Source organism: Shewanella avicenniae, from assembly GCF_017354945.1.
Lineage (GTDB): Bacteria > Pseudomonadota > Gammaproteobacteria > Enterobacterales > Shewanellaceae > Shewanella > Shewanella avicenniae.
The window spans coordinates 3,953,224-3,974,184 of record NZ_CP071503.1 but is presented as its reverse complement, the minus strand read 5'-3'; the positions used below and the strand labels follow the sequence as shown (position 1 = coordinate 3,974,184).

Below are 20,961 nucleotides of genomic sequence, written 5' to 3'. Positions count from 1 at the left end.
TTTTCGTTACATGTAATGGAGTATTTGATGTTATTACCTCATACAACTGGCAAGGTAGCTGTGTCGGCCAAATGGCAGGTTAGTCGCAAGCCGCGGGCATTTAATATTGGTTTACTGGCGTTAGCACTGTCTGCTGCCAGTTGCCAACTCGCTGCCGCCGAGCTGCCTTCTCCAAAAGAGATTTTGGGTCATAATCCAGGCGATGATTTTTACCTTGCGAACTACGAAGACTCCATCAGCTATTTTCATGCCCTAGCTGCCAAATCTAACAAGATTAAGATGTTCACCGCTGGGCAATCGACCCAAGGCAAGACACTCGAATTTGCGGTGATCTCGAGCCCTGAAAACTTGGCCAAGTGGGAAGAATATAAAGAGATATCGCGCAAACTGGCGGATTCCCGTGGTTTAACTGATGCAGAAGCGCGCAAATTAGCTAAAGAATCAAAGATCATCGTCCACATTGATGGTGGCATGCATGCCTCTGAAGTTGCCGATCACCAACTGCCAATCCGTTTAGCGCACACCATGCTGACATCACAAGATCCTAAGATCGCAGAGTATTTGGATAAAGTGATTTTGGTACTGTGGCCAACCTTAAACCCAGACGGCCAAGATATGGTGGTTGACTGGTATCGCAGTAATGTGGGTGGGCCACACGAAACCAGCCCAATGCCGTGGCTGTATCAAGAATATGTTGGCCATGATAATAACCGTGATGGTTACATGCTCAACATGAAAGAGTCACAAGTGGTAACTGCCGCGGTACAAGAAAACGCCCCAGCGATTTTCTACGCGCAACACCAAAAAGCGCCTTTCCCTGCGCGCATTTGGGTACCGCCGTTCTCTGATCCGATTTCGCAAAATATCGACCCGATGATGCGTAACTGGACCAGCTTGATCGGTATGCACATGATTGGCGAGTTTGAATCGCAGCAGCTGCCGGGTGCTATCGCTCAGGCGCGCTTCGACAACTGGTATCCGGGATTTTTGGATTACACCCACGTATTCCGCCACACCATCTCCTATTTTACCGAAGTAGCGCTGCACGAATACGCCACGCCGTGGAGTTATGACCCAGCGAAATTCCCTGATAATCGCAAAGATCTTAAACCACAAATCATGTATCCATCGCCTTGGAAAGGCGGCAAGTGGACCATTGATGATGCCATTCATTATATGGAAGTGGCTTCGCTATCAACCTTAGATACGGCTGCACGTTACTCAGAGCAGATCCAATACGACCGTTATCAAGCGGGACGCAACACCATTGCCCGCTACAAAAATGAAGGGCCGTTTGCTTATGTGATTTCAGCCGAACAGCATGATCTCTCAGAAGCCGGAGCTTTGGTGGATATTCTGCTGAAGCAGCAGATCGACGTGTATCAGCTGCAGAAAACCACTGAGTTGAATGGCACTCGTTATCCAGCCGATTCTTGGGTCATTCCAATGGATCAACCCTATGCTGGTTTAGTACAAGAGCTGTTTGAAAAACAGCAGTATCCAGCGTCATTCTTGGATAAAGATGGTCTGCCGGAAAACTTGCCATACGATACAACAGGTTGGACGTTGCCGTTGCAGATGGGCGTTGATAGCGTTGCGATAACCGCGCCGCTGACCGACACGCAAAAATCTCGTCTGAAAGCGATTAAGTCAGTGGAACTCCCTGCTGGGGTGAGCGGCCGTGGTGATGTGTTCGTGGTGTCCAAATCTGAAAACGCGGCTTATAAACTGGTGAACCTCGCACTGGCTGCTGGAGCCACAGTGGTGCAAGCAGACAAAGATAAAGACCCTAGTTTCTTTATTAGTGGGGCAGACAAAGCGCAAGTTGATGGGTGGGCGAAATCGGTCAAAGTGGCGGTAACTGCGACGAGCAAAATGCCACAAGCGGATAAATTAACGGCGGGGCGTGTGGGCTTGTATCGACCGTGGAAGCCTTCAATGGATGAAGGCTGGACGCGCTGGTTGATGGAGCAGTATCAGTTCCCATTGACCACCTTGCATAACGCTGATGTGCAAGCGGGTAACCTGCTCGATAAAGTCGATGTGATCATCGTGCCAGACATCAACCTAGATTGGTTGATGAATGGTTTTAGTGGCGCGAAAGACGATGCTTGGTGGGCGCGTAACGGCGGCGCTAAGATCGACCCAGTCCCTGAACAATATCAAGGTGGTATTGGTGGAGCGGGGGCACAGGCATTGCGTGACTTTGTCGCGCGTGGTGGTCGTCTGGTGGCGTTTAACAACGCATCATCTGCTGCCATTAAGGTGTTGGGCTTGCCGGTGACAAACGTGCTGGAAGGCGTTGGCAGTGATGTGTTCTACTGCTCTGGCGCGCTGTTGTCATTGGAGCTGAATCCAACGGCCGATACAGCTTCGCTCGGGGGCTTAGCGGCTTCACCAGTGGCCATGTTCTCTCATGGGCCGGCATTTACCACTTTGCCGGGCTTTGAAGGTGAAATCTTGGCGTCGTACCCTAAAGCTGGTAATCCGTTGTTGAGTGGGGTGTTACTCCATCCTGAAGCGATTAACGGCAAAGCGGCGGCGGTTAAAGTGAAATACGGTGACGGTGATGTGTACCTGTTTGGCTTCCAACCCCAATGGCGTGGTCAGTCGCACGGTACCTACAAGTTTGTGTTTAATACCCTGTATCGTTAAGCACTAACCCGCATCTTCAATTAGGCATTACGCGGCTTACAGTCTTTGATTGTGAGTTTCGTAGTGCCTTTTCTTTTAAAAAAATAAATATATCTATACAATATATTTATCTATTCGGCGTCAGTCCTCTCTCTTCGCAGCTAATGGAAATATTGCATGAAAAATCAGACGTTTTTTGCCAATAACGCGCTATTAGCTGATGGTTGGTGCAGCCAGGTAAGGCTGACAGTCACCGATGGCGTGATCAGTGCGATTGAACGCAATGCAACTCAGCAAGCCGCAGATGTGGTGGTTGCTGCGCTATTGCCGGGAATGCCCAACTTGCACAGCCATGCGTTTCAGCGTGGTATGGCAGGATTGGCTGAAAACCGCGGCACTACCGCCGACAGTTTTTGGACTTGGCGCGAGGTGATGTACCGCTTTTTAGAAGTGCTCACCCCTGACGATCTGCATGCTATAGCCAGTATGGCCTATATCGAGATGCTGGAGTCAGGTTTTACCCGTGTTGGCGAGTTTCATTATCTGCACCACGGCTTTGCGGGGCAGCACTATCAAAACCCCGCCGAAATGAGTCTGCAACTGTTGGATGCAGCGAAGCAGACTGGCTTGAATATCAGTCTGTTGCCAGTGTTTTACGCGCACGCAGGCTTTGGTGGTTTAGCCCCTGAAGCCGGACAAGCTCGCTTTATTCATAGCTTAGATAGCTATCACGCGCTGATTGAACAGTTACGCCCGGCCATTGCAGCACAAGCTGGCAGCGTGCTCGGTATGGCACCCCATAGTTTACGTGCGGTTACCGCTGACGAACTGAACAGCTTATTGTCATTCAATGATGGCCCACTGCATATCCATATTGCCGAACAGCAAAAAGAGGTCGATGCCTGTTTGGCGTGGTCGGGAATGCGCCCAGTGGAATGGCTAACGCAGCATGTGGCGTTAGATCGCCGTTGGTGTTTGGTGCATGCCACCCATGTGACCGCTGCAGAAGTTGCTGCTATGCAGCACGCGGGCGTGGTGGCGGGTTTATGCCCGATCACTGAAGCGAATTTAGGTGATGGCATCTTCCCATTACCCGAGTTTATCGCCAATGCAGGGCGTTACGGCATTGGCTCTGACTCCAATGTTTGTGTCGATGCTATTGAAGAGCTGCGTCTGCTGGAATATGGGCAACGGTTAGCAAACCAAAGCCGTAACGTGGCGACACTGACGCCGAATAGTGCGACCGGCGATAGCTTGTGGCAGGCCGCTGTTGCTGGTGGGGCACAAGCGCTGGGTGTGGAAGCTGGACTCGTGGTTGGAGCTGCCGCCGATATGGTGTCACTATCACCACAACAGCAAACCGCAGCACTCTTTGCGCCACAGAATGTACTGAATAATTTGATCTTTTGCGCAGCGAACAAGTTGATTGATAATGTGTGGGTAAACGGCGTGCAAGTAGTTGAGCATGGCCAACATCCCTTAAGAGCACAGATTGAACAGCAATTCGCGCAAACTTTGACAAGGATTTTACGCTAATGACAGCAGCTAAGCCGAGCACCACTGGCAAGGATACGCAAACCCTGCATAGCCGTATCTGCTCCGACTTTGAACAGAAAATCTTGTCCGGCGAATGGCCGCCTGGCTACAAAATTCCGTTTGAGCACGAGTTGGTGGAGATCTACGGCTGCTCGCGCATGACGGTAAATAAAGCGATTACCGCCTTGGTGGATGAAGGGTTAATCCATCGCCGCCGCCGCGCGGGATCGTTTGTGGCGCGCCCGAAAATCCAGTCAGTAGTACTGGAAATTCCTGACATTCAATCTGAAATTACTGGTCGCGGTCAGCCCTATGGCTTTGAGCTGTTATCTCGTAAACGCCGTTACGCGCAAAAGCGTAAGCCGGAAGAGATGGAGCTTGGCGCCGATACGCCTTTGTTGGCGTTGCGTTGTTTGCATCTTGCCAGTAATCGTCCATTTGCGCTGGAATCGCGCTTAATTAACCTAAATGCGGTGCCAGAAGCGGAGGGGATCACCTTTGAAGACGTCTCACCCGGCCATTGGTTGATTGAGCATGTAGCCTGGACTAAGGCGCAGCATCGCATTTCTGCTATCTCAGCGGATGAAACTCAGGCGGAGCAGTTGGGCATTGAAGTCGGCACTGCCTGTTTGCTGTTAGAACGGCAAACTTGGCGTGGTGGTGAAGGCATCACCTACGTGCGGCAGTTATTCCCAGGCGATGCCTACAATCTGGTGGCACGTTTTTCCCCTTCCTTTGGTTAAGCGCGCCAGCGTTGGCGGTTGATGGTGCTTAAAGCACCATCGCGGCAATCCAGCCGAAAACTAATAACGGAATGTTGTAGTGCAGGAAGGTGGGCACGACCGTGTCCCAAATATGGCTATGCTGCCCGTCAACGTTTAAGCCAGCAGTAGGGCCAAGGGTTGAGTCTGACGCCGGCGAACCCGCATCCCCCAAGGCGCCAGCAGTGCCCACCAAACACACAATCGCCATATCGCTAAAGCCTAATTGCACCGCTAAAGGCACAAAAATCGCGGCGACAATCGGCACGGTAGAAAACGATGAACCCACCCCCATGGTCACCACCAAGCCGACAAATAGGATGAGCAAGGCGCCCAATGCTTGGCTACCATCTATGGTCGCTGCTACGCTGTTCACTAAGCTGTTGATTTCTCCGGTTTCACGCATTACGGCGGCAAACCCTGACGCGGCAATCATGATAAAGCCCACACTGGCCATCATCTTCATCCCATCGGTGAACAGGTCATCGGCTTCTTTCCAGCGCACCACGCCACTGACGCTAAACATAACAAAGCCAATCAAGGCTCCCAGCACCATCGAGTCGCTCAGCAGCTGCACCACAAAGGCTATCACCACAGCCGCTGCAGCAATGGCAATCGCTTTTGGTGTCGGTTTGGTCTCCGTGTGCTCGGCCTTGGCGATTTTGCTGGCTTCATAGTGTCGTGGCTTACGATAGGAAAACAACACAGCGATCAGCACCCCCAGCACCATCCCAACCGCGGGCAGCGCCATGGCATAGCTCACATTGATATGGTCGATGTTGCCACCGCTATTAGCCACGTTTGGCAGCAAGATATTGTTTAAGTAAATCGCACCAAACCCCACTGGCAACAGCATGTAAGGGGTGACCAAACCGAAAGTGATCACGCAGGCAATAGCGCGGCGATCAAGATTCAGTTTTTGAAATACCAAGAGTAATGGCGGTACAACCAGTGGAATAAAGGCGATGTGGATCGGCAGCAGGTTTTGAGAACACAGCGCCATCACCATTAATGTGCCCAATAACAGCCATTTGAGTGATTGCTGCCCTTGACCATTGCGACTACCAATTGCCCCCAGCAGCTTATCGGCCAGCAGATTGGCAATGCCTGATTTACTAATGGCTACCGCAAAAGCACCGAGCAAAGCATAAGACAGTGCGACCGGTGCGCCATCGCCTAAGCCGGTGTTAAAGGCATTAATGGTGGCTTCAATGCTGAGCCCACCCAATAGACCGCCAATCAAGGTGGCGACGATCAGCGCGATAACCACATGAACTCTGACTAGACTTAAAAGCAGCATAACGGCTACTGCGATGACCACTGCATTCATGTTCCATTCCTTCAGTCGAAATAATTATATACATATTATGTTTTTATAGGTGTTTCTTATTGTTGTCTTAGCCTTTATAACGGGGTGTGTATGAAAAAACAACCAAAAGGCACCAGAATTAGCCGTTTCAAAAGTGACAATTTATTTATTTGCATATACATATTATCTCGTGATAGATCTATTGTATAAATTGTGACAAGAAGAGCTGCCCCCATGAATAGCTCCAAAACAATCATTAAGGTCGACAAAATTTGGTTTAATTGCCGAGTCGCTACCTTAGCCAATCCCGCAGAACCGTTGGCGGTGACCGATAATGCTGCGATTGCCATGCGCGATGGCAAAATCGTCGCCTTGGATAGCAGCGAACGTCTGTTGGCCGCTTATCAGGCAGAGCGAGTGGTTGATCTGCAAGGTCGACTGGTCACTCCTGGGTTGATCGATTGCCATACCCATCTGGTGTATGCCGGTAACCGTGCTCATGAGTTTGAGTTGCGCTTAGCGGGCGCCAACTACGCTGACATTGCCAACGCTGGCGGTGGTATCGCATCTACGCTAAAGGCCACCCGCGCTGCTAGTGCCGACGAGTTATTGCAGCAAAGCTTGCCGCGGCTTGATCGGCTATTGGCAGAAGGGGTAACCACAGTCGAGGTCAAATCTGGTTACGGCCAAAGCCTTGAAAGTGAGTTGAAACAACTGGAGGTCGCGCGTGAGCTGAGCTCCCATCGGCTAGTCAGCATTTCGCCCACCTTACTGGCAGCTCATGTGGTGCCGCCGGAATATAAAGCCGATCCCGAAGGCTACGTCAGCTTTGTCTGTGATGAACTCATCCCTGCCGCTATTGCCGCTGGCAAAGTCGATGCGATTGATGGCTTTTGTGAACATATTGCGTTTACCCCGCCGCAAATCGCTCGCATCTTCAGCAGCGCAAAGCAGCGAGGTATTGCGGTAAAACTGCATGCGGCGCAGCTATCAAATGATGGCGGGGTGCAAGTTGCGGCTCAGTATCGAGCCTTGTCGGCCGATCACCTCGAATACGCTGATGATGCCGCGGTGGCTGCGATGGCAGCTAGTGGCACTGTGGCGGTGTTACTGCCCGGTGCGTTTTATTGTTTGCGCGAGCAGCAACGTCCCCCTGTTGCGCTGCTACGCCAATACGGGGTGCCAATCGCGGTGGCAACCGATGCCAACCCCGGCACTTCACCGCTGACATCCCCCCAGTTAGCCATGCATTTTGCGTGTACTTTATTTGGTTTAACCGTGGCAGAAGCCTTTAGTGGCATGACTATTCATGCCGCCAAGGCGTTAGGCCAAGCGACAGAAATTGGATCGCTCGAAGTAGGCAAGTATTGCGACTTAGCGATCTGGGACGCTGAGCGTCCAGCAGAAATTATTTATCAGATGGGTTTTAACCCACTTTATCGAAGAGTCTGGAGAGGCCATGAGTCAACCTGAAGTTATTCTTACCCCCGGCCACGTTACCCTGCAACAATGGCAACAGATCGCCAATGGCGCAGCGGTAAAATTGGCAACATCAGCTTATCCGTTAGTGGAAGCCTCAGCGGCTGCCGTACAACGCATTATCGCTAAAGGTGCCCCTGTTTATGGCGTCAACACCGGCTTTGGCAAACTGGCCAACGTGCGCATTGCAGATGATGAGTTAGCACAGCTGCAACACAACATTGTGTTATCGCATTCCTCTGGCGTGGGTGAGCCCGCCAGCGCCGCCGTAGTGCGTTTAATGATGGCATTGAAACTTGCCAGCCTGGGTCATGGGGCCTCTGGTGTGCAGCTGGCAACGGTTAAATTGCTAGAAGATTTCTTTGCGCATGACATAGTGCCGGTCGTGCCTTGCCAAGGCTCTGTAGGCGCATCGGGCGACCTCGCGCCCTTGTCGCATATGACCTTGGCGCTGATTGGCTATGGCGAAGTGTTTTATCAAGGTGAGCGTGTCAGTACCGAGATAGCACTGGCATCTGCCGGTTTAACGCCGTTAAGCCTCGGCCCGAAAGAAGGCTTGGCACTGCTAAACGGTACTCAATATTCAACCGCTCAAGCGCTTACTGGCCTGTTCAAGGCGCAAAATGCCTTTGCCAATGCGCTGATCACCGGTGCTTTATCTACCGATGCCGCGAAAGGTTCAACGGCGCCGATGGATGCTCGTATTCACCAATTGCGCGGCCATCTGGGTCAGCAAATGGTGGCTGAGAAACTGCTGCAACTGCTGGAAGGCAGCAAGATCCGCGACTCGCACCTTGCCTGTGAAAAGGTACAAGACCCGTACTGTTTACGCTGTCAGCCACAAGTGATGGGCGCGGTGTTTGATTTGTTGGGGCAAGCGGAATTCACCTTAGTGACTGAAGCCAACGGTGTTTCTGATAACCCATTGATCTTCAGCGATACAGATGAAGCTCTTTCAGGTGGTAACTTCCATGCCGAGCCGGTCGCGTTTGCGGCAGACATGATTGCGATGGCGATATGTGAAATTGGCTCGCTGAGTGAACGTCGTATCGCCATGCTGGTGGATCCGGCGTTGTCCGGTTTGCCTGCGTTTCTTACTCCAAAACCCGGGCTCAATTCTGGCTTCATGATCCCACAGGTGACTGCGGCGGCGTTGGTATCTGAAAACAAACAGTCGGCGTTTCCTGCGAGTGTTGACTCCATTCCAACTAGTGCCAACCAAGAAGACCATGTGTCGATGGCGGCGCATGGTGCTCGACGCTTAACTGCGATGGCGCATAACGTGGAAAATGTGCTGGCGATTGAATTGCTGGTGGCCACCCAAGGGATTGACCTTCACGGTGGTTTGCCAACGAGCCCATTGCTGGAGCAAGTGCGGGTTCGTTTACGTGAAACCGTGCCGATGCTGACCGATGATCGCTATATGGCCAAAGACATCGCCGAAGCGAATGGATTGGTGCATAGCGGCGTATTGGCTCAAATGTGTCAGTTGGCGCCACAACTCTGGAGCTAAGCGAATGAGCCCAAATTGGTTGACGGTCAAACGTGGTCATGCGCCATTGCTGCTGAGTATTCCCCATGCTGGCACTGTGATCCCGCAAGATATCGCCGCACAGCTGCAATGTTCGGTGGTGCAGGCGTTGGCTGATACTGATTGGTATATCCCTGAGTTGTATGCGTTTGCCGCTGAATGGGATATCACCATTGTGAAAACCGATATCTCCCGGATCGCTATCGATATGAATCGCGATCCTTCGGGGCAATCACTGTATCCGGGGCAGGCGACTACCGAATTATGTCCATCCACCAGTTTTGCGGGCGAAGCGTTATATTCCGCAGCGTTAACGGCAGAAGAGATTGCCCGACGTAAAGCACTTTACTTTGAGCCGTATCATCAAGCGCTGAGAGATGAATTAGCACGGCTACGCCAGCTTCATCCACAGATAGTGATCTTTGATGCGCATTCGATTCGTTCTGTCTGCCCTCGCTTGTTTGATGGTGAATTACCGGGGCTGAATCTAGGCAGCAATGATCGCCAAAGTTGTAGCGCTGAACTCGCTGAGCTGGCCGAGCAAGTACTGGCCAGCAGTGAGTTTGGCTTTGTCCACAATGGCCGTTTCAAAGGGGGCTGGATCACTCGCCACTACGGCCAGCCTGCCGCACAGATTCATGGTTTGCAGCTTGAGATTGCCCAACGCTGCTATATGGATGAGCTTGAATGCGTCACCCCTGTACCCTTTTCAGTTGTGCGCGCCACTGCGCTGCAACATCAATTACAGACATTATTTACCCAGTTGTTAGCCTGGGCCAAATCTGAGGAAGTCAAATGAGTCAAGCACGTACTGTGCGTGCCGCTACAGGTACGCAACTCACCGCCAAAAGCTGGTTAACCGAAGCGCCACTGCGCATGTTGATGAATAACCTCGACCCAGAAGTGGCCGAGCGTCCTGAAGAGCTGGTGGTTTACGGTGGCATCGGCCGCGCTGCCCGTAACTGGGAATGCTTTGATCAGATTGTCGATGCGTTAACCCGTTTGGAAGATGATCAAACCTTGCTAGTGCAATCGGGTAAGCCTGTGGGGATTTTTCAAACTCACGCCGATGCGCCACGAGTGTTGATCGCCAACTCAAACCTCGTGCCGCATTGGGCCAACTGGGAACACTTTAATGAGCTCGATAAAAAAGGGCTGATGATGTATGGCCAGATGACGGCTGGCTCTTGGATTTACATCGGCTCGCAGGGGATTGTGCAAGGGACGTATGAAACCTTTGTTGAAGCCGGACGCCAGCATTTTGGTGGCAATTTGCAAGGCCGTTGGATTTTGACCGGTGGCTTAGGCGGCATGGGCGGTGCGCAGCCGTTGGCGGCGACGATGGCTGGCGCGTCAATGCTGGCCGTGGAGTGCGATCCAACCCGTATCGAAATGCGCTTAAAAACCCGCTATCTGGATCAGAAAGCCGATACGCTGGATGAGGCCTTAGCAATCATCGACGCAGCACACAAAGAGGGTAAAGCGGTATCAGTGGGCTTGTTGGGTAACACCGCAGAAGTGCTGCCAGAGATGATCAAGCGCGGTATTAAGCCGGATATGGTCACTGACCAAACCTCAGCACATGATCCGGTCAATGGTTATTTGCCGGCGGGCTGGAGCATGGCCGAATGGCAGGAAAAACGTAAATCTGCACCGGAAGAAGTCGCCGCCGCCGCGAAAGCCTCAATGGCTAAACACGTAGAAGCCATGCTGGCATTCAACGCCCAGGGGATCCCAACCTTTGATTATGGCAACAATATTCGCCAGATGGCGTTTGACCAAGGCGTTGCGCATGCGTTTGATTTCCCGGGTTTTGTACCTGCGTATATTCGTCCACGCTTCTGTGAAGGAGTGGGGCCATTCCGTTGGGTGGCACTGTCTGGTGATCCAGAAGATATCTATAAAACCGATGCCAAAGTAAAAGAGTTGCTGCCGGATGATAAAGCGCTGCATAACTGGCTCGATATGGCGCAGCAACGGATTAGTTTCCAAGGGTTGCCATCACGCATCTGTTGGGTGGGGCTTGGTGATCGCCATCGTTTAGGTTTGGCCTTTAACGAGATGTATGCCAAGGGTGAACTGAAAGCTCCAATCGTGATTGGCCGCGATCATCTTGACAGTGGCTCGGTGGCCAGCCCTAACCGCGAAACTGAAGCGATGAAAGATGGCTCAGATGCCGTTTCGGATTGGCCATTACTCAACGCACTGCTTAACACTGCTGGTGGTGCGACTTGGGTGTCGCTGCATCACGGTGGTGGTGTCGGCATGGGCTTTAGCCAACATTCTGGAGTAGTGATAGTGTGCGATGGCACTGAGGCTGCGGCGAAACGCGTTGGACGGGTGTTGTGGAATGACCCGGCAACTGGGGTGATGCGTCATGCCGATGCGGGCTATGAATCGGCTATCGCTTGTGCCAAAAAGCATCAACTGGATCTGCCGTTCTTAAAATAGTCTCAATTCCGTTGAGTGATTGCGCGAACAACCGCTGAGGAGCAATTCCTTGGCGGTTTTTCTTTGTGCTGTTGCTGCAAGTTAGATTGGCTAACTGGTGCGGCAGATGACTGCTGAATAATGCAGCCAACTCCTTAGTTTGGTGCGCTGTTCGTCGCTCTTGGTGCAACTCCGCATATATTTCACTAGGCGATTGAGAGGTTGAACTGGTATGAGCTTGGCTGTAATCAGCAACCGCTGGCCGTTTGCTGCGACTCATTATGCTTTCACGGCTAAATGTCCAAGCTGGTATGAAGTTTGAATTTAACCAAGGTTACAAATCTAAAAAACAATCAAATGGATAGTCATGGTTAATACGCCATGAGCCGCAGCGGAGGTTGAATGTTGTTACGCCGTAAGAAAAGCCAAATTGCCGTGAGTCTGAGCCTATTAATGGGAATGGCTTTCACTGCCACAGTGAACGCCGAAGTGAGTCTCCAACAAGCGATCGAGATCCAGCAAAGTTTACTGACGCTCGACACACACCTCGATACTCCAGCAAATTTGGTACAGCCCGGATTCGATATCATGGCGCGTCATAGCTACGACCACGACTTTAATCAGGTCGATGTGCCGCGCATGCAGGATGGGGTGTTAGATGGTGGTTTCTGGGCCATTTATTCGAGCCAAGGCCCGCTGACGGAAAAGGGCTACCAGCAAAGTCGTGACACCGCGATATTACGTGCGTTGGCGATTCACACTATGGTATCTGAGCACCCTAAGACATTTGCGTTTGCTACCGATGCCGATCAAGCAGCAGCAATTAAAGCCGCGGGCAAACATGTGGTGTACATGAGCATCGAAAATGCTTATCCGCTTGGGAATGACATCAGCCTGTTGGAAACTTTTTACAAGCTCGGCGTGCGTATGGCGGGGCCGGTGCATTTCAAAAATAACCAACTCGGCGATAGCTCCACCGACCCCGATGGCCCAAAATGGGGCGGGTTATCACCGCTCGGTGAGCAGTTTGTTGCTGAAGCCAACCGGTTAGGGATTGTGTTAGATGGCTCTCACGCCGGTGATGCAACCGTCAAGGACATGATGCGGCTGTCGAAAACGCCGATCATGCTATCGCACTCAGGCAGCAAAGCGGTCTACGACCATCCGCGCAACGTGGATGATGAATTACTTAAGCAGCTGGCTGCGAGCGGCGGTGTGATTCAGATGAACGCATACAGCTCTTATTTGAAAAAATTGCCTGATAATCCTAAACGCAGTGAGGCATTCAAAGGGTTTATCGCCATGATGCATGAGTCGAACGGCGAAGCAGATGCCGCGCATTATGAAAAAATGCAGCAACTGCGACGTAAAATAGAACATGACTATCCTGCGGTGAGCGCCACCTTTGAAGATTACATGGAGCACTTTCTACATACGCTAAAAGTGGTTGGCCCTAAGCATGTGGGGATCGGCGCTGATTGGGATGGCGGCGGTGGCGTTGAAGGCATGATGGATGTGTCTAGCTTACCCAAAATCACCCAGCGTTTGCTGAATGAAGGTTACAGCAAACAAGACTTGGCCGACATCTGGGGGCTCAACGCCTTACGCGTGCTGAAAGCCGCGGATGATTATGCCAAGCAGCCAAAGCTGAGTCAGTAACGCTGTCAAGCTACTCACGGCGGTCAGTTGATGGCCGCTGTGGGGTTAGCAGCTAAAAAGTACCACGCTGTTATTCTGGTGGCAGCCGAGTACAATAGCGCCATTCTTTGCTTAGTTTGAATTGCTGAATGTCGTTGCCCACAGAATCTCTTGCCTGCTTCAATACCTTTGGCCTCGCGGCAAACTGCCAGCAGCTGATCCGCGCCACAACGCGGCAGCAGTTAATCGATGCCTGCATTGCCCATGCGCACGACACAGTGCCCGCGCTGATCCTTGGAGGCGGCAGTAATATTCTGCTGCTTGAGGACTACTTAGGCACTGTCATCAAAGTGGAAACTCAAGGCATTACTTGCACCGAAGATGAACAGTACTACTACTTGAACGTGGCAGCCGGTGAATCTTGGCACGGGCTGGTGGCCTATTGCTTAGAGCACAAGCTCCCTGGGCTGGAAAACCTCGCACTCATTCCCGGGACGGTTGGCGCCGCGCCAATTCAGAATATTGGTGCCTATGGGGTTGAGTTCGATTCGGTTTGCGATTGGGTGGAATATCTTGATCTGAGCAGTGGTGAGATCGTCAGGCTGAACCATGATGAGTGCCAATTTGCCTATCGGGATTCCATCTTTAAACGCCAATTACGCGCCAAAGCTGTGGTGTTGCAAGTGGGCATTCTACTGGCCAAAGTATGGCAAGCTAACCTGAGTTATGGTCCACTGCAAAACTTGGGAGAAGATGCAGATAGCCAAGCGATTTTTGAGATGGTGTGCCATGTTCGGCGCCAGAAGTTACCTGATCCAGCCGTAACCGGCAATGTCGGTTCATTTTTTGAAAATCCGCGCGTTTCGGCAGCGCATTTCACCGCGCTGAAGCAGCAATATCCGCAGATCGTCGGTTATACGCAACCGAACGGCCAAGTGAAGTTGGCTGCTGGGTGGTTGATTGATGCGCTGGGGCTGAAAGGTCACGGCATTGGTGGCGCAGCGGTACATCAGCAACAAGCGCTGGTGCTGATTAATCGGGGAAACGCCACAAGCAACGATGTGTTGGCATTGGCACAAGATATTATTAATCGAGTTAAAACCGCCTTTGGGGTAACACTGGTAATGGAACCGCGTGCCTATGGGGCACATGGCGAATGGAGCAACGCACAATGACAACGCAATGGCAGCGTAAACGCGCAATTTTAACCGCGCTTAACAGCGGTGAGTTTGTCTCGGGTGAGCATATTGCCGACATTCTCGGGATTAGCCGCGCTGCGGTGGGCAAGCAGATTTCTGCGCTGAGTGAGTATGGCCTTGATATTGGCAGTGTCAAAGGACGCGGCTATAAACTGTTTAGCCCGCTGTCGCTGGTGGATAGCACCAAACTTGTTGATGCTTGCCATAACCGCTGTTTCTACTTTGATGAAATCGACAGCACCAACGCCTTTATGCTGCAACACAGCGATGAACTACAAAGTGGTGATATCTGCGTAGCTGAGTATCAGTCGGCAGGCCGTGGTCGTCGCGGCCGCAAATGGCAAAGCCCATACGGCAGTCATCTGTATTTTTCGATGCATTGGCATTTTGCCCAAGGGATGGCGCAAACCATGGGCTTGAGCTTAGTGGTTGCTTGTAGCTTAGTCTCAGTTTTGGCGAAGTTTGGCGCGAACGAGATTGGCGTGAAATGGCCTAACGACATCTATCTTGAAGGGCGCAAGTTGGCTGGGGTATTGATTGAAATGAGCGGTACTGCCGACAGTGGCTGTAACGTGGTGATTGGTATTGGCGTTAATATAGCCATGCCCGCCGCACAGGGTGAATTAATTGACCAGCCGTGGAGTGACCTGCAGCAGCTGCAAGTGTCACCGGATAAAACGGCACTGACCTTAGCGCTCTATCAACAACTATTGGATGATCTGCGCTTGTTTGAACTGCAAGGCTTGAGTGCGTTCCAAAGTCGTTGGAACGCTGCCGACATCTATCAGGGCCAGCAGGTGATTCTGCAGCTGGGTGACATTGTGATTAGCGGTGAGTATCAAGGAATTGATGAGCAGGGCGGGGTGTTGTTAGCAACCGCCGACGGAGTACAGCAATTTGTCGGCGGTGAAATTACCCTGAGAAAGTCCTAAGTGGCTACTTGCGCAGCAGTACTTGCTCCATCGAATGGTGCGCACCTTTTTTCAAAATCAGGTGTGCCCGTTCGCGGGTAGGCAGAATATTTTTCGTTAAGTTGGGGCCGTTGATGCTGTCCCAAATATCAGTCGCCATGCTGGTGGCTTGCGCATCGGTCAGATTAGCAAAATGTTTGAAGTAGGAGCGCGGATCGGCAAAGGCGCTATCACGAAATTGCAGGAAACGCTCTACATACCACTGGCGTAGATTATCCTCATCGGCATCAACATAGATGGAGAAATCAACAAAGTCAGACACAAACCGACTTTTAGGCGAGTCTAGTTCGGTCTGTAACACATTCAACCCTTCTAAAATCACGATATCGGGCTGACGCACTTTCAACACTTCTGGCAAGCGATCGTAGATGATGTGGGAGTAGAGCGGCGCATCGACCTCTTCTTCGCCCGATTTAATCGCCGAAATGAAATCGACCAACAACTTGGTGTCATAGCTTTCAGGAAACCCTTTGCGATCAAGCAGGTTGCGCTTCTTCAATTCATCGAGTGGATACAAAAAGCCATCGGTAGTGATTAAGTCAACCTTGGGATGCTCGGGCCAATGACTCAGCAGCGCTTGCATGATACGCGCGGTGGTACTTTTACCGACAGCAACACTGCCCGCAATACTAATAATGTAGGGGCTTGATGCCGGCTGTTGACCGAGAAACTGATTCAGCACCACACTACGTTGCTGTTGGTTCTTGATAATCAGGTTCAGTAGGCGGCTTAGCGGCAGATAGATGTCGGTCACTTCATCAAGGGAAACACGTTCATTAATGCCTCTAAGTTCTGCCAAATCGGCCTCTGACAGCGTTAGAGGTACCGAATTACGCAGCTTCGACCAAGAATCGCGGTCAAACGGCATATAAAGCGCTTTTTGTATGGTGTTCAATTGAGACATCAAAAATTCCCCCAAGCCAAGGGATCGCACCGTACACTAAAGTTTTATGACAGGACAATAAAAAAATGATTTCACTAGGATTAATCAGTGACTCATGCCGGGTGATTTCGTTGTAATACTTGGCCGTTAACCGAGTATCGCAATACTTAGACCAAAAAAACGGCGCTTGAGTGAATTTTTTCAAAAATTGCCAATTTTATGTTGCACTCCAAGCCACATTTACCTAATATCCGCTACCGAAATGAATGCCGGCATAGCTCAGTTGGTAGAGCAACTGACTTGTAATCAGTAGGTCCCGAGTTCGACTCTTGGTGCCGGCACCATTTAAAAAGTAAAAATTGGAGGGGTTCCCGAGTGGCCAAAGGGATCAGACTGTAAATCTGACGGCTCCGCCTTCGAAGGTTCGAATCCTTCTCCCTCCACCATTTTCCTAATGGTATTAGGTAGCCTAGGTTAGGTTGCGCGGGCATCGTATAATGGTATTACTCCAGCCTTCCAAGCTGATAACGCGGGTTCGATTCCCGCTGCCCGCTCCAATTATGCTGATATGGCTCAGTCGGTAGAGCGCATCCTTGGTAAGGATGAGGTCCCCAGTTCGATTCTGGGTATCAGCACCAGCTCCCCTAAGTCTAGATATATTGCCTGGTACCAGTTAAATTGATACGTTCGACGCACTAATAGCGCCGGACTTTTTCATTATGTAATGGTTTCACCACTAAACAATCGTAGATTGAGGCTATACCATGTCTAAAGCTAAATTTGAACGTTCAAAACCCCACGTTAACGTGGGCACCATCGGTCACGTGGACCATGGTAAAACCACTCTGACTGCTGCTATCTCAACTGTACTGGCGAAGACCTACGGTGGTGAAGCTAAAGGCTTCGCACAAATTGATAACGCACCAGAAGAGCGTGAGCGCGGTATTACCATCAATACCTCTCACATCGAATACGATACTCCAACACGCCACTACGCCCACGTAGACTGCCCAGGCCACGCTGACTATGTTAAAAACATGATCACTGGTGCTGCACAGATGGACGGCGCGGTATTGGTAGTAGCAGCGACCGACGGTCCAATGCCACAAACACGTGAGCACATCCTGTTGTCACGTCAGGTAGGTGTACCATTCATCATCGTATTCATGAACAAATGTGACATGGTAGACGATGAAGAGCTGTTGGAACTGGTAGAGATGGAAGTTCGTGAACTGCTGTCTGAATACGACTTCCCAGGTGATGACTTACCGGTTATCCAAGGTTCAGCACTGAAAGCGCTGGAAGGCGAAGCTCAGTGGGAAGCGAAAATCATTGAATTGGCTGAAGCACTGGATTCATACATTCCTGAGCCAGTACGTGATATCGAGAAGCCATTCCTGCTGCCAATCGAAGACGTATTCTCAATCTCTGGTCGTGGTACAGTAGTAACAGGCCGTGTTGAACGCGGTATCATCAACGTAGGTAACGAAGTAGAAATCGTGGGTATCCATGACACTACTAAGACAACCTGTACTGGTGTTGAAATGTTCCGCAAACTGCTTGACGAAGGTCGTGCAGGTGAGAACGTAGGTGTTCTGTTACGTGGTACTAAGCGTGACGAAGTAGAACGTGGTCAAGTACTGGCTAAGCCAGGCACCATCACTCCACACACCAAGTTCGAATCAGAAGTATACGTACTGTCAAAAGAAGAAGGTGGTCGTCATACACCATTCTTCAAAGGCTACCGTCCACAGTTCTACTTCCGTACAACTGACGTGACCGGTACTATCGAACTGCCAGAAGGCGTAGAGATGGTAATGCCAGGCGACAACATCAAGATGGTAGTGACTCTGATCTGCCCAATCGCGATGGACGAAGGTCTGCGTTTTGCAATCCGTGAAGGTGGCCGTACAGTAGGCGCCGGCGTGGTAGCAAAAATCATCGCTTAATTTATTAAGTGAATCGAAAAAGGAAGCTTCGGCTTCCTTTTTCTTTTGCTGTTTTCTGCCTTATAGATCGCGTCTTCAATGATGGCTCTTCTTGATAAGGCTAAGAATAAAGCATACAATCTATGGCCGATTTTTTGAGCCCTGAACAGATTTATCTGCTTAGGCTATTTTAAGCTCAGAGTGGGTTTTCTTTTGGCAAAGCCTACAGAAGCTTGAGTTGTAATAAGTAGCGGAACTAACCGATGACAACAAATACCGAAAATCAGGGAAATTCTCTGGATATTTTTAAGTGGGTTATCATTTTTGTATTGCTGGCTGTGGCTATTGTAGGTAACCACATGCTGAGCGACGTCAGTGCTGTAATTCGTGCCGTTGGTGTATTGGTGTTATTCGCTTTAGCAGGTTTTGTGGCAATACAAACTGCAAAGGGACAGCAGGCACTGGCATTTGCAAAAGAATCCCACATTGAAGTACGCAAAGTTGTATGGCCAACCCGTCAAGAAGCGTTGAATACCACCTTTATCGTGTTAGTTGCGACCGGTATTCTTGGCCTCGTGCTGTGGGGCTTGGATACCGTACTGCTGAAAATTGTGAATCTGATTACTGGCGTGTAGGCATTCGAATGACTGAAGCGAAAGAAGCGAAAAAAAGATGGTATGTGGTGCAAGCGTTTTCTGGCTACGAAGGCCGCGTTTGCAAATCGCTTATTGAACATATCAAAATGCATGGCATGGAACACTATTTCGGCGAGGTATTGGTACCTACTGAAGAAGTGGTTGAAATGCGTGCAGGCCAACGCCGCAAGAGCGAACGTAAGTTCTTCCCAGGCTATGTGTTGGTTCAAATGGAAATGAACGACGAATCATGGCACTTGGTGAAGAGCATTCCGCGTGTGATGGGCTTTATTGGCGGTACCTCTGACCGTCCAGCGCCTATCACAGATAAGGAAGCTGAGGCGATTTTACGTCGTCTGCAAGAAACTACCGAATCTCCTACCCATCGCGTGGTTTACGAACCAGGTGAAGTGGTACGTGTGAACGATGGTCCATTCGCCGACTTTAACGGTACCGTTGAAGAAGTGGATTATGACAAGAGCCGCGTGAAGGTATCTGTGATGATCTTCGGTCGCTCTACTCCAGTAGAGTTGGACTTCAATCAGGTTGAGAAAGCCTGATTAAAAATACTGCAATAACCGTTTGGCATCGGGTGCTGATTTCTATATAATCCGCACCCGTTGTTTTCGGGGAGCCTCGCGCATGTTGTGCGGAGCGTTTGAACCCAAACTGAGGAAAGTAACATGGCTAAGAAAATTGAAGCTTATATTAAGCTGCAAGTAAAATCGGGCTCTGCAAACCCATCTCCACCAGTTGGTCCAGCTCTGGGTCAAAAAGGTGTGAACATCATGGAATTCTGTAAAGCATTTAACGCTCGTACAGAAAAAATGGAAAAGGGCATGCCGATCCCTGTAGTGATCACTGTATACAGCGATCGCTCATTCACTTTCGAAACTAAGACGCCTCCAGCTTCATTCTTGTTGAAACAAGCAGCTGGCCTGAAATCAGGTTCTAGCCGTCCTAACACTCAAAAAGTGGGTACTATCAAGCGTGCTAAAGTTCAGGAAATCGCTGAACTGAAAGCTGCTGACATGACTGGTGCTGACGTTGAAGCGATGACTCGCTCAATCGAAGGTACTGCGCGTTCAATGGGCTTGGTAGTAGAGGACTAATACAATGGCAAAGCTGACTAAACGCATGCGCGTTATCCGCGAGAAAGTGGATGGTACAAAAGCATACGAAATCAACGAAGCACTGAACCTGCTCAAAGAGCTGGCAACTGCTAAATTCGTTGAATCTGTTGACGTTGCTGTAAATCTGGGCGTTGATCCTCGTAAATCAGACCAAAACGTACGTGGTGCAATCGTATTGCCACACGGTACTGGTCGTGATGTTCGCGTTGCAGTGTTCACCCAAGGTGCTAACGCTGAAGCTGCTAAAGCAGCAGGCGCTGAATTGGTAGGTATGGACGAGCTGGCTGCACAAGTTAAAGCTGGTGAAATGAACTTCGACGTAGTAATTGCTTCTCCAGATGCAATGCGCGTTGTAGGTCAATTAGGTCAAATCTTAGGCCCACGTGGTCTGATGCCTAACCCTAAAACTGGCACTGTAACACCTAACGTTGCAGAAGCAGTTAAAAACGCTAAAGCTGGTCAAGTTCGTTACCGCAACGACAAAAACGGTATCATCCACACCACTATCGGTAAGGTTGATTTCGAACCAGCTAAACTGAAAGAAAACCTAGAAGCGTTGCTGGTTGCTCTGAAGAAGCAAAAACCTGCTGCAGCTAAAGGCCAGTACATCAAGAAAGTTACCGTATCTACCACTATGGGTGCGGGTGTTGCAGTTGACCAAGGTAGCTTGGAAACCACAGCAGCATAATTTTTTTACAAAGTGCGCGCCTTAGCCTATAATGCGCGCACTTTGTGGGTTGGAGCCCGTATAACGGGCTTCCGTCCAAGACCGCAGGTGTTATTCAAAAGGTAACTTAATTTCCTGCGTAGACGGTGTCAGGCCCCAGATAGATTTAGTTCTGCTGGATTATCTGCACCGTAAGTAACTGTTAAACATTGATTGTTTTTCAGTAT

The 20,961-nt window shown here is 50.5% G+C and carries 17 protein-coding genes and 4 tRNA genes; 19 read left to right on the top strand and 2 right to left on the bottom strand.

From position 1 onward, the window contains the following. The first annotated feature begins 27 nt into the window (after window positions 1–27). From JYB87_RS17575 to hutC, 3 genes are all read left to right on the top strand, one after another. Window positions 28–2,655 carry a M14 family metallopeptidase gene (locus tag JYB87_RS17575; RefSeq protein ID WP_207354715.1) on the top strand — a complete coding sequence of 876 codons (2,628 nt, stop codon included), beginning with the start codon at window positions 28–30 and terminating at the stop codon, window positions 2,653–2,655. 156 nt (window positions 2,656–2,811) lie between these two features. Beyond that, on the top strand, window positions 2,812–4,170 hold the full coding sequence (locus tag JYB87_RS17570; protein ID WP_207354714.1) for a formimidoylglutamate deiminase: 1,359 nt from the start codon (window positions 2,812–2,814) through the stop codon (window positions 4,168–4,170). Further along, window positions 4,170–4,913 carry a histidine utilization repressor gene (gene hutC / locus JYB87_RS17565; protein ID WP_207354713.1) on the top strand — a complete coding sequence of 248 codons (744 nt, stop codon included), beginning with the start codon at window positions 4,170–4,172 and terminating at the stop codon, window positions 4,911–4,913. The genes JYB87_RS17570 and hutC overlap by 1 nt, the downstream gene beginning before the upstream one ends. Before the next feature lie 28 nt (window positions 4,914–4,941). Here hutC and JYB87_RS17560 read toward each other — a convergent pair whose 3' ends face one another. Further along, the gene (locus JYB87_RS17560; protein ID WP_207354712.1) at window positions 4,942–6,261 is read right to left on the bottom strand and encodes a Na+/H+ antiporter family protein; all 1,320 of its coding nucleotides are present in this window, start codon (window positions 6,259–6,261) and stop codon (window positions 4,942–4,944) included. A gap of 234 nt (window positions 6,262–6,495) precedes the next feature. Between JYB87_RS17560 and hutI the strand changes: the two genes are divergently transcribed. From hutI to birA, 7 genes are all read left to right on the top strand, one after another. Continuing rightward, window positions 6,496–7,713 carry an imidazolonepropionase gene (gene hutI, locus JYB87_RS17555; protein ID WP_207356758.1) on the top strand — a complete coding sequence of 406 codons (1,218 nt, stop codon included), beginning with the start codon at window positions 6,496–6,498 and terminating at the stop codon, window positions 7,711–7,713. After that, window positions 7,700–9,232 (top strand): histidine ammonia-lyase, encoded by a 1,533-nt coding sequence (gene hutH / locus JYB87_RS17550; protein ID WP_207354711.1) that lies wholly within the window; start codon window positions 7,700–7,702, stop codon window positions 9,230–9,232. The genes hutI and hutH overlap by 14 nt, the downstream gene beginning before the upstream one ends. Before the next feature lie 4 nt (window positions 9,233–9,236). Beyond that, window positions 9,237–10,049, top strand: coding sequence for an N-formylglutamate deformylase (hutG, locus tag JYB87_RS17545; protein WP_207354710.1), 813 nt, complete (start codon window positions 9,237–9,239; stop codon window positions 10,047–10,049). Continuing rightward, a complete protein-coding gene (hutU, locus tag JYB87_RS17540; protein WP_207354709.1) occupies window positions 10,046–11,701 on the top strand; it encodes a urocanate hydratase in 1,656 nt (551 codons plus the stop codon). The genes hutG and hutU overlap by 4 nt, the downstream gene beginning before the upstream one ends. A gap of 381 nt (window positions 11,702–12,082) precedes the next feature. Beyond that, the gene (locus tag JYB87_RS17535) at window positions 12,083–13,339 is read left to right on the top strand and encodes a dipeptidase (RefSeq protein WP_207354708.1); all 1,257 of its coding nucleotides are present in this window, start codon (window positions 12,083–12,085) and stop codon (window positions 13,337–13,339) included. A gap of 128 nt (window positions 13,340–13,467) precedes the next feature. Beyond that, entirely contained in the window at window positions 13,468–14,493 is a 1,026-nt protein-coding gene (murB, locus tag JYB87_RS17530; RefSeq protein WP_207354707.1) for a UDP-N-acetylmuramate dehydrogenase, read from the top strand. Further along, window positions 14,490–15,449, top strand: a complete 960-nt coding sequence (gene birA / locus JYB87_RS17525; RefSeq protein WP_207354706.1) for a bifunctional biotin--[acetyl-CoA-carboxylase] ligase/biotin operon repressor BirA — start codon at window positions 14,490–14,492, stop codon at window positions 15,447–15,449. The genes murB and birA overlap by 4 nt, the downstream gene beginning before the upstream one ends. 4 nt (window positions 15,450–15,453) lie before the next feature. On the opposite strand, the gene coaA is transcribed toward birA, so the two are convergent. Continuing rightward, complete coding sequence (gene coaA / locus JYB87_RS17520) at window positions 15,454–16,392, bottom strand: type I pantothenate kinase (protein WP_207354705.1); 939 nt, start codon at window positions 16,390–16,392, stop codon at window positions 15,454–15,456. A 247-nt stretch (window positions 16,393–16,639) separates the two neighbouring features. On the opposite strand from coaA, the gene JYB87_RS17515 reads away from it, so the two are divergent. The 9 genes from JYB87_RS17515 to rplA all read left to right on the top strand — a co-directional run bounded on the left by JYB87_RS17515 (window position 16,640) and on the right by rplA (window position 20,755). Then, a tRNA-Thr gene (locus JYB87_RS17515) sits at window positions 16,640–16,715 on the top strand. Window positions 16,716–16,732: 17 nt separating this feature from the next. Further along, a tRNA-Tyr gene (locus tag JYB87_RS17510) sits at window positions 16,733–16,817 on the top strand. Between the two features lie 37 nt (window positions 16,818–16,854). Continuing rightward, a tRNA-Gly gene (locus JYB87_RS17505) sits at window positions 16,855–16,928 on the top strand. Between the two features lie 5 nt (window positions 16,929–16,933). Then, window positions 16,934–17,009 (top strand) — tRNA-Thr (locus JYB87_RS17500). 126 nt (window positions 17,010–17,135) lie between these two features. Further along, window positions 17,136–18,320 carry an elongation factor Tu gene (gene tuf / locus JYB87_RS17495; RefSeq protein WP_207354695.1) on the top strand — a complete coding sequence of 395 codons (1,185 nt, stop codon included), beginning with the start codon at window positions 17,136–17,138 and terminating at the stop codon, window positions 18,318–18,320. Window positions 18,321–18,562: 242 nt separating this feature from the next. Continuing rightward, window positions 18,563–18,934 carry a preprotein translocase subunit SecE gene (secE, locus tag JYB87_RS17490; protein WP_207354704.1) on the top strand — a complete coding sequence of 124 codons (372 nt, stop codon included), beginning with the start codon at window positions 18,563–18,565 and terminating at the stop codon, window positions 18,932–18,934. An 8-nt stretch (window positions 18,935–18,942) separates the two neighbouring features. Beyond that, on the top strand, window positions 18,943–19,494 hold the full coding sequence (gene nusG / locus JYB87_RS17485) for a transcription termination/antitermination protein NusG (protein WP_207354703.1): 552 nt from the start codon (window positions 18,943–18,945) through the stop codon (window positions 19,492–19,494). A gap of 123 nt (window positions 19,495–19,617) precedes the next feature. Further along, a complete protein-coding gene (gene rplK / locus JYB87_RS17480) occupies window positions 19,618–20,046 on the top strand; it encodes a 50S ribosomal protein L11 (protein ID WP_011758324.1) in 429 nt (142 codons plus the stop codon). Between the two features lie 4 nt (window positions 20,047–20,050). Then, a complete protein-coding gene (rplA, locus tag JYB87_RS17475; RefSeq protein WP_207354702.1) occupies window positions 20,051–20,755 on the top strand; it encodes a 50S ribosomal protein L1 in 705 nt (234 codons plus the stop codon). Window positions 20,756–20,961: the final 206 nt, after the last annotated feature.

Coding starts and splice junctions, on each gene's coding strand:
- birA (WP_207354706.1), top strand. CDS start 14,490: ATGACAACGCAATGGCAGCGTAAACGCGCAATTTTAACCGCGCTTAAC.
- JYB87_RS17570 (WP_207354714.1), top strand. CDS start 2,812: ATGAAAAATCAGACGTTTTTTGCCAATAACGCGCTATTAGCTGATGGT.
- hutG (WP_207354710.1), top strand. CDS start 9,237: ATGAGCCCAAATTGGTTGACGGTCAAACGTGGTCATGCGCCATTGCTG.
- rplK (WP_011758324.1), top strand. CDS start 19,618: ATGGCTAAGAAAATTGAAGCTTATATTAAGCTGCAAGTAAAATCGGGC.
- JYB87_RS17560 (WP_207354712.1), bottom strand. CDS start 6,261: ATGAATGCAGTGGTCATCGCAGTAGCCGTTATGCTGCTTTTAAGTCTA.
- hutU (WP_207354709.1), top strand. CDS start 10,046: ATGAGTCAAGCACGTACTGTGCGTGCCGCTACAGGTACGCAACTCACC.
- coaA (WP_207354705.1), bottom strand. CDS start 16,392: ATGTCTCAATTGAACACCATACAAAAAGCGCTTTATATGCCGTTTGAC.
- murB (WP_207354707.1), top strand. CDS start 13,468: ATGTCGTTGCCCACAGAATCTCTTGCCTGCTTCAATACCTTTGGCCTC.
- hutC (WP_207354713.1), top strand. CDS start 4,170: ATGACAGCAGCTAAGCCGAGCACCACTGGCAAGGATACGCAAACCCTG.
- nusG (WP_207354703.1), top strand. CDS start 18,943: ATGACTGAAGCGAAAGAAGCGAAAAAAAGATGGTATGTGGTGCAAGCG.
- tuf (WP_207354695.1), top strand. CDS start 17,136: ATGTCTAAAGCTAAATTTGAACGTTCAAAACCCCACGTTAACGTGGGC.
- secE (WP_207354704.1), top strand. CDS start 18,563: ATGACAACAAATACCGAAAATCAGGGAAATTCTCTGGATATTTTTAAG.
- JYB87_RS17575 (WP_207354715.1), top strand. CDS start 28: ATGTTATTACCTCATACAACTGGCAAGGTAGCTGTGTCGGCCAAATGG.
- hutH (WP_207354711.1), top strand. CDS start 7,700: ATGAGTCAACCTGAAGTTATTCTTACCCCCGGCCACGTTACCCTGCAA.
- rplA (WP_207354702.1), top strand. CDS start 20,051: ATGGCAAAGCTGACTAAACGCATGCGCGTTATCCGCGAGAAAGTGGAT.
- JYB87_RS17535 (WP_207354708.1), top strand. CDS start 12,083: ATGTTGTTACGCCGTAAGAAAAGCCAAATTGCCGTGAGTCTGAGCCTA.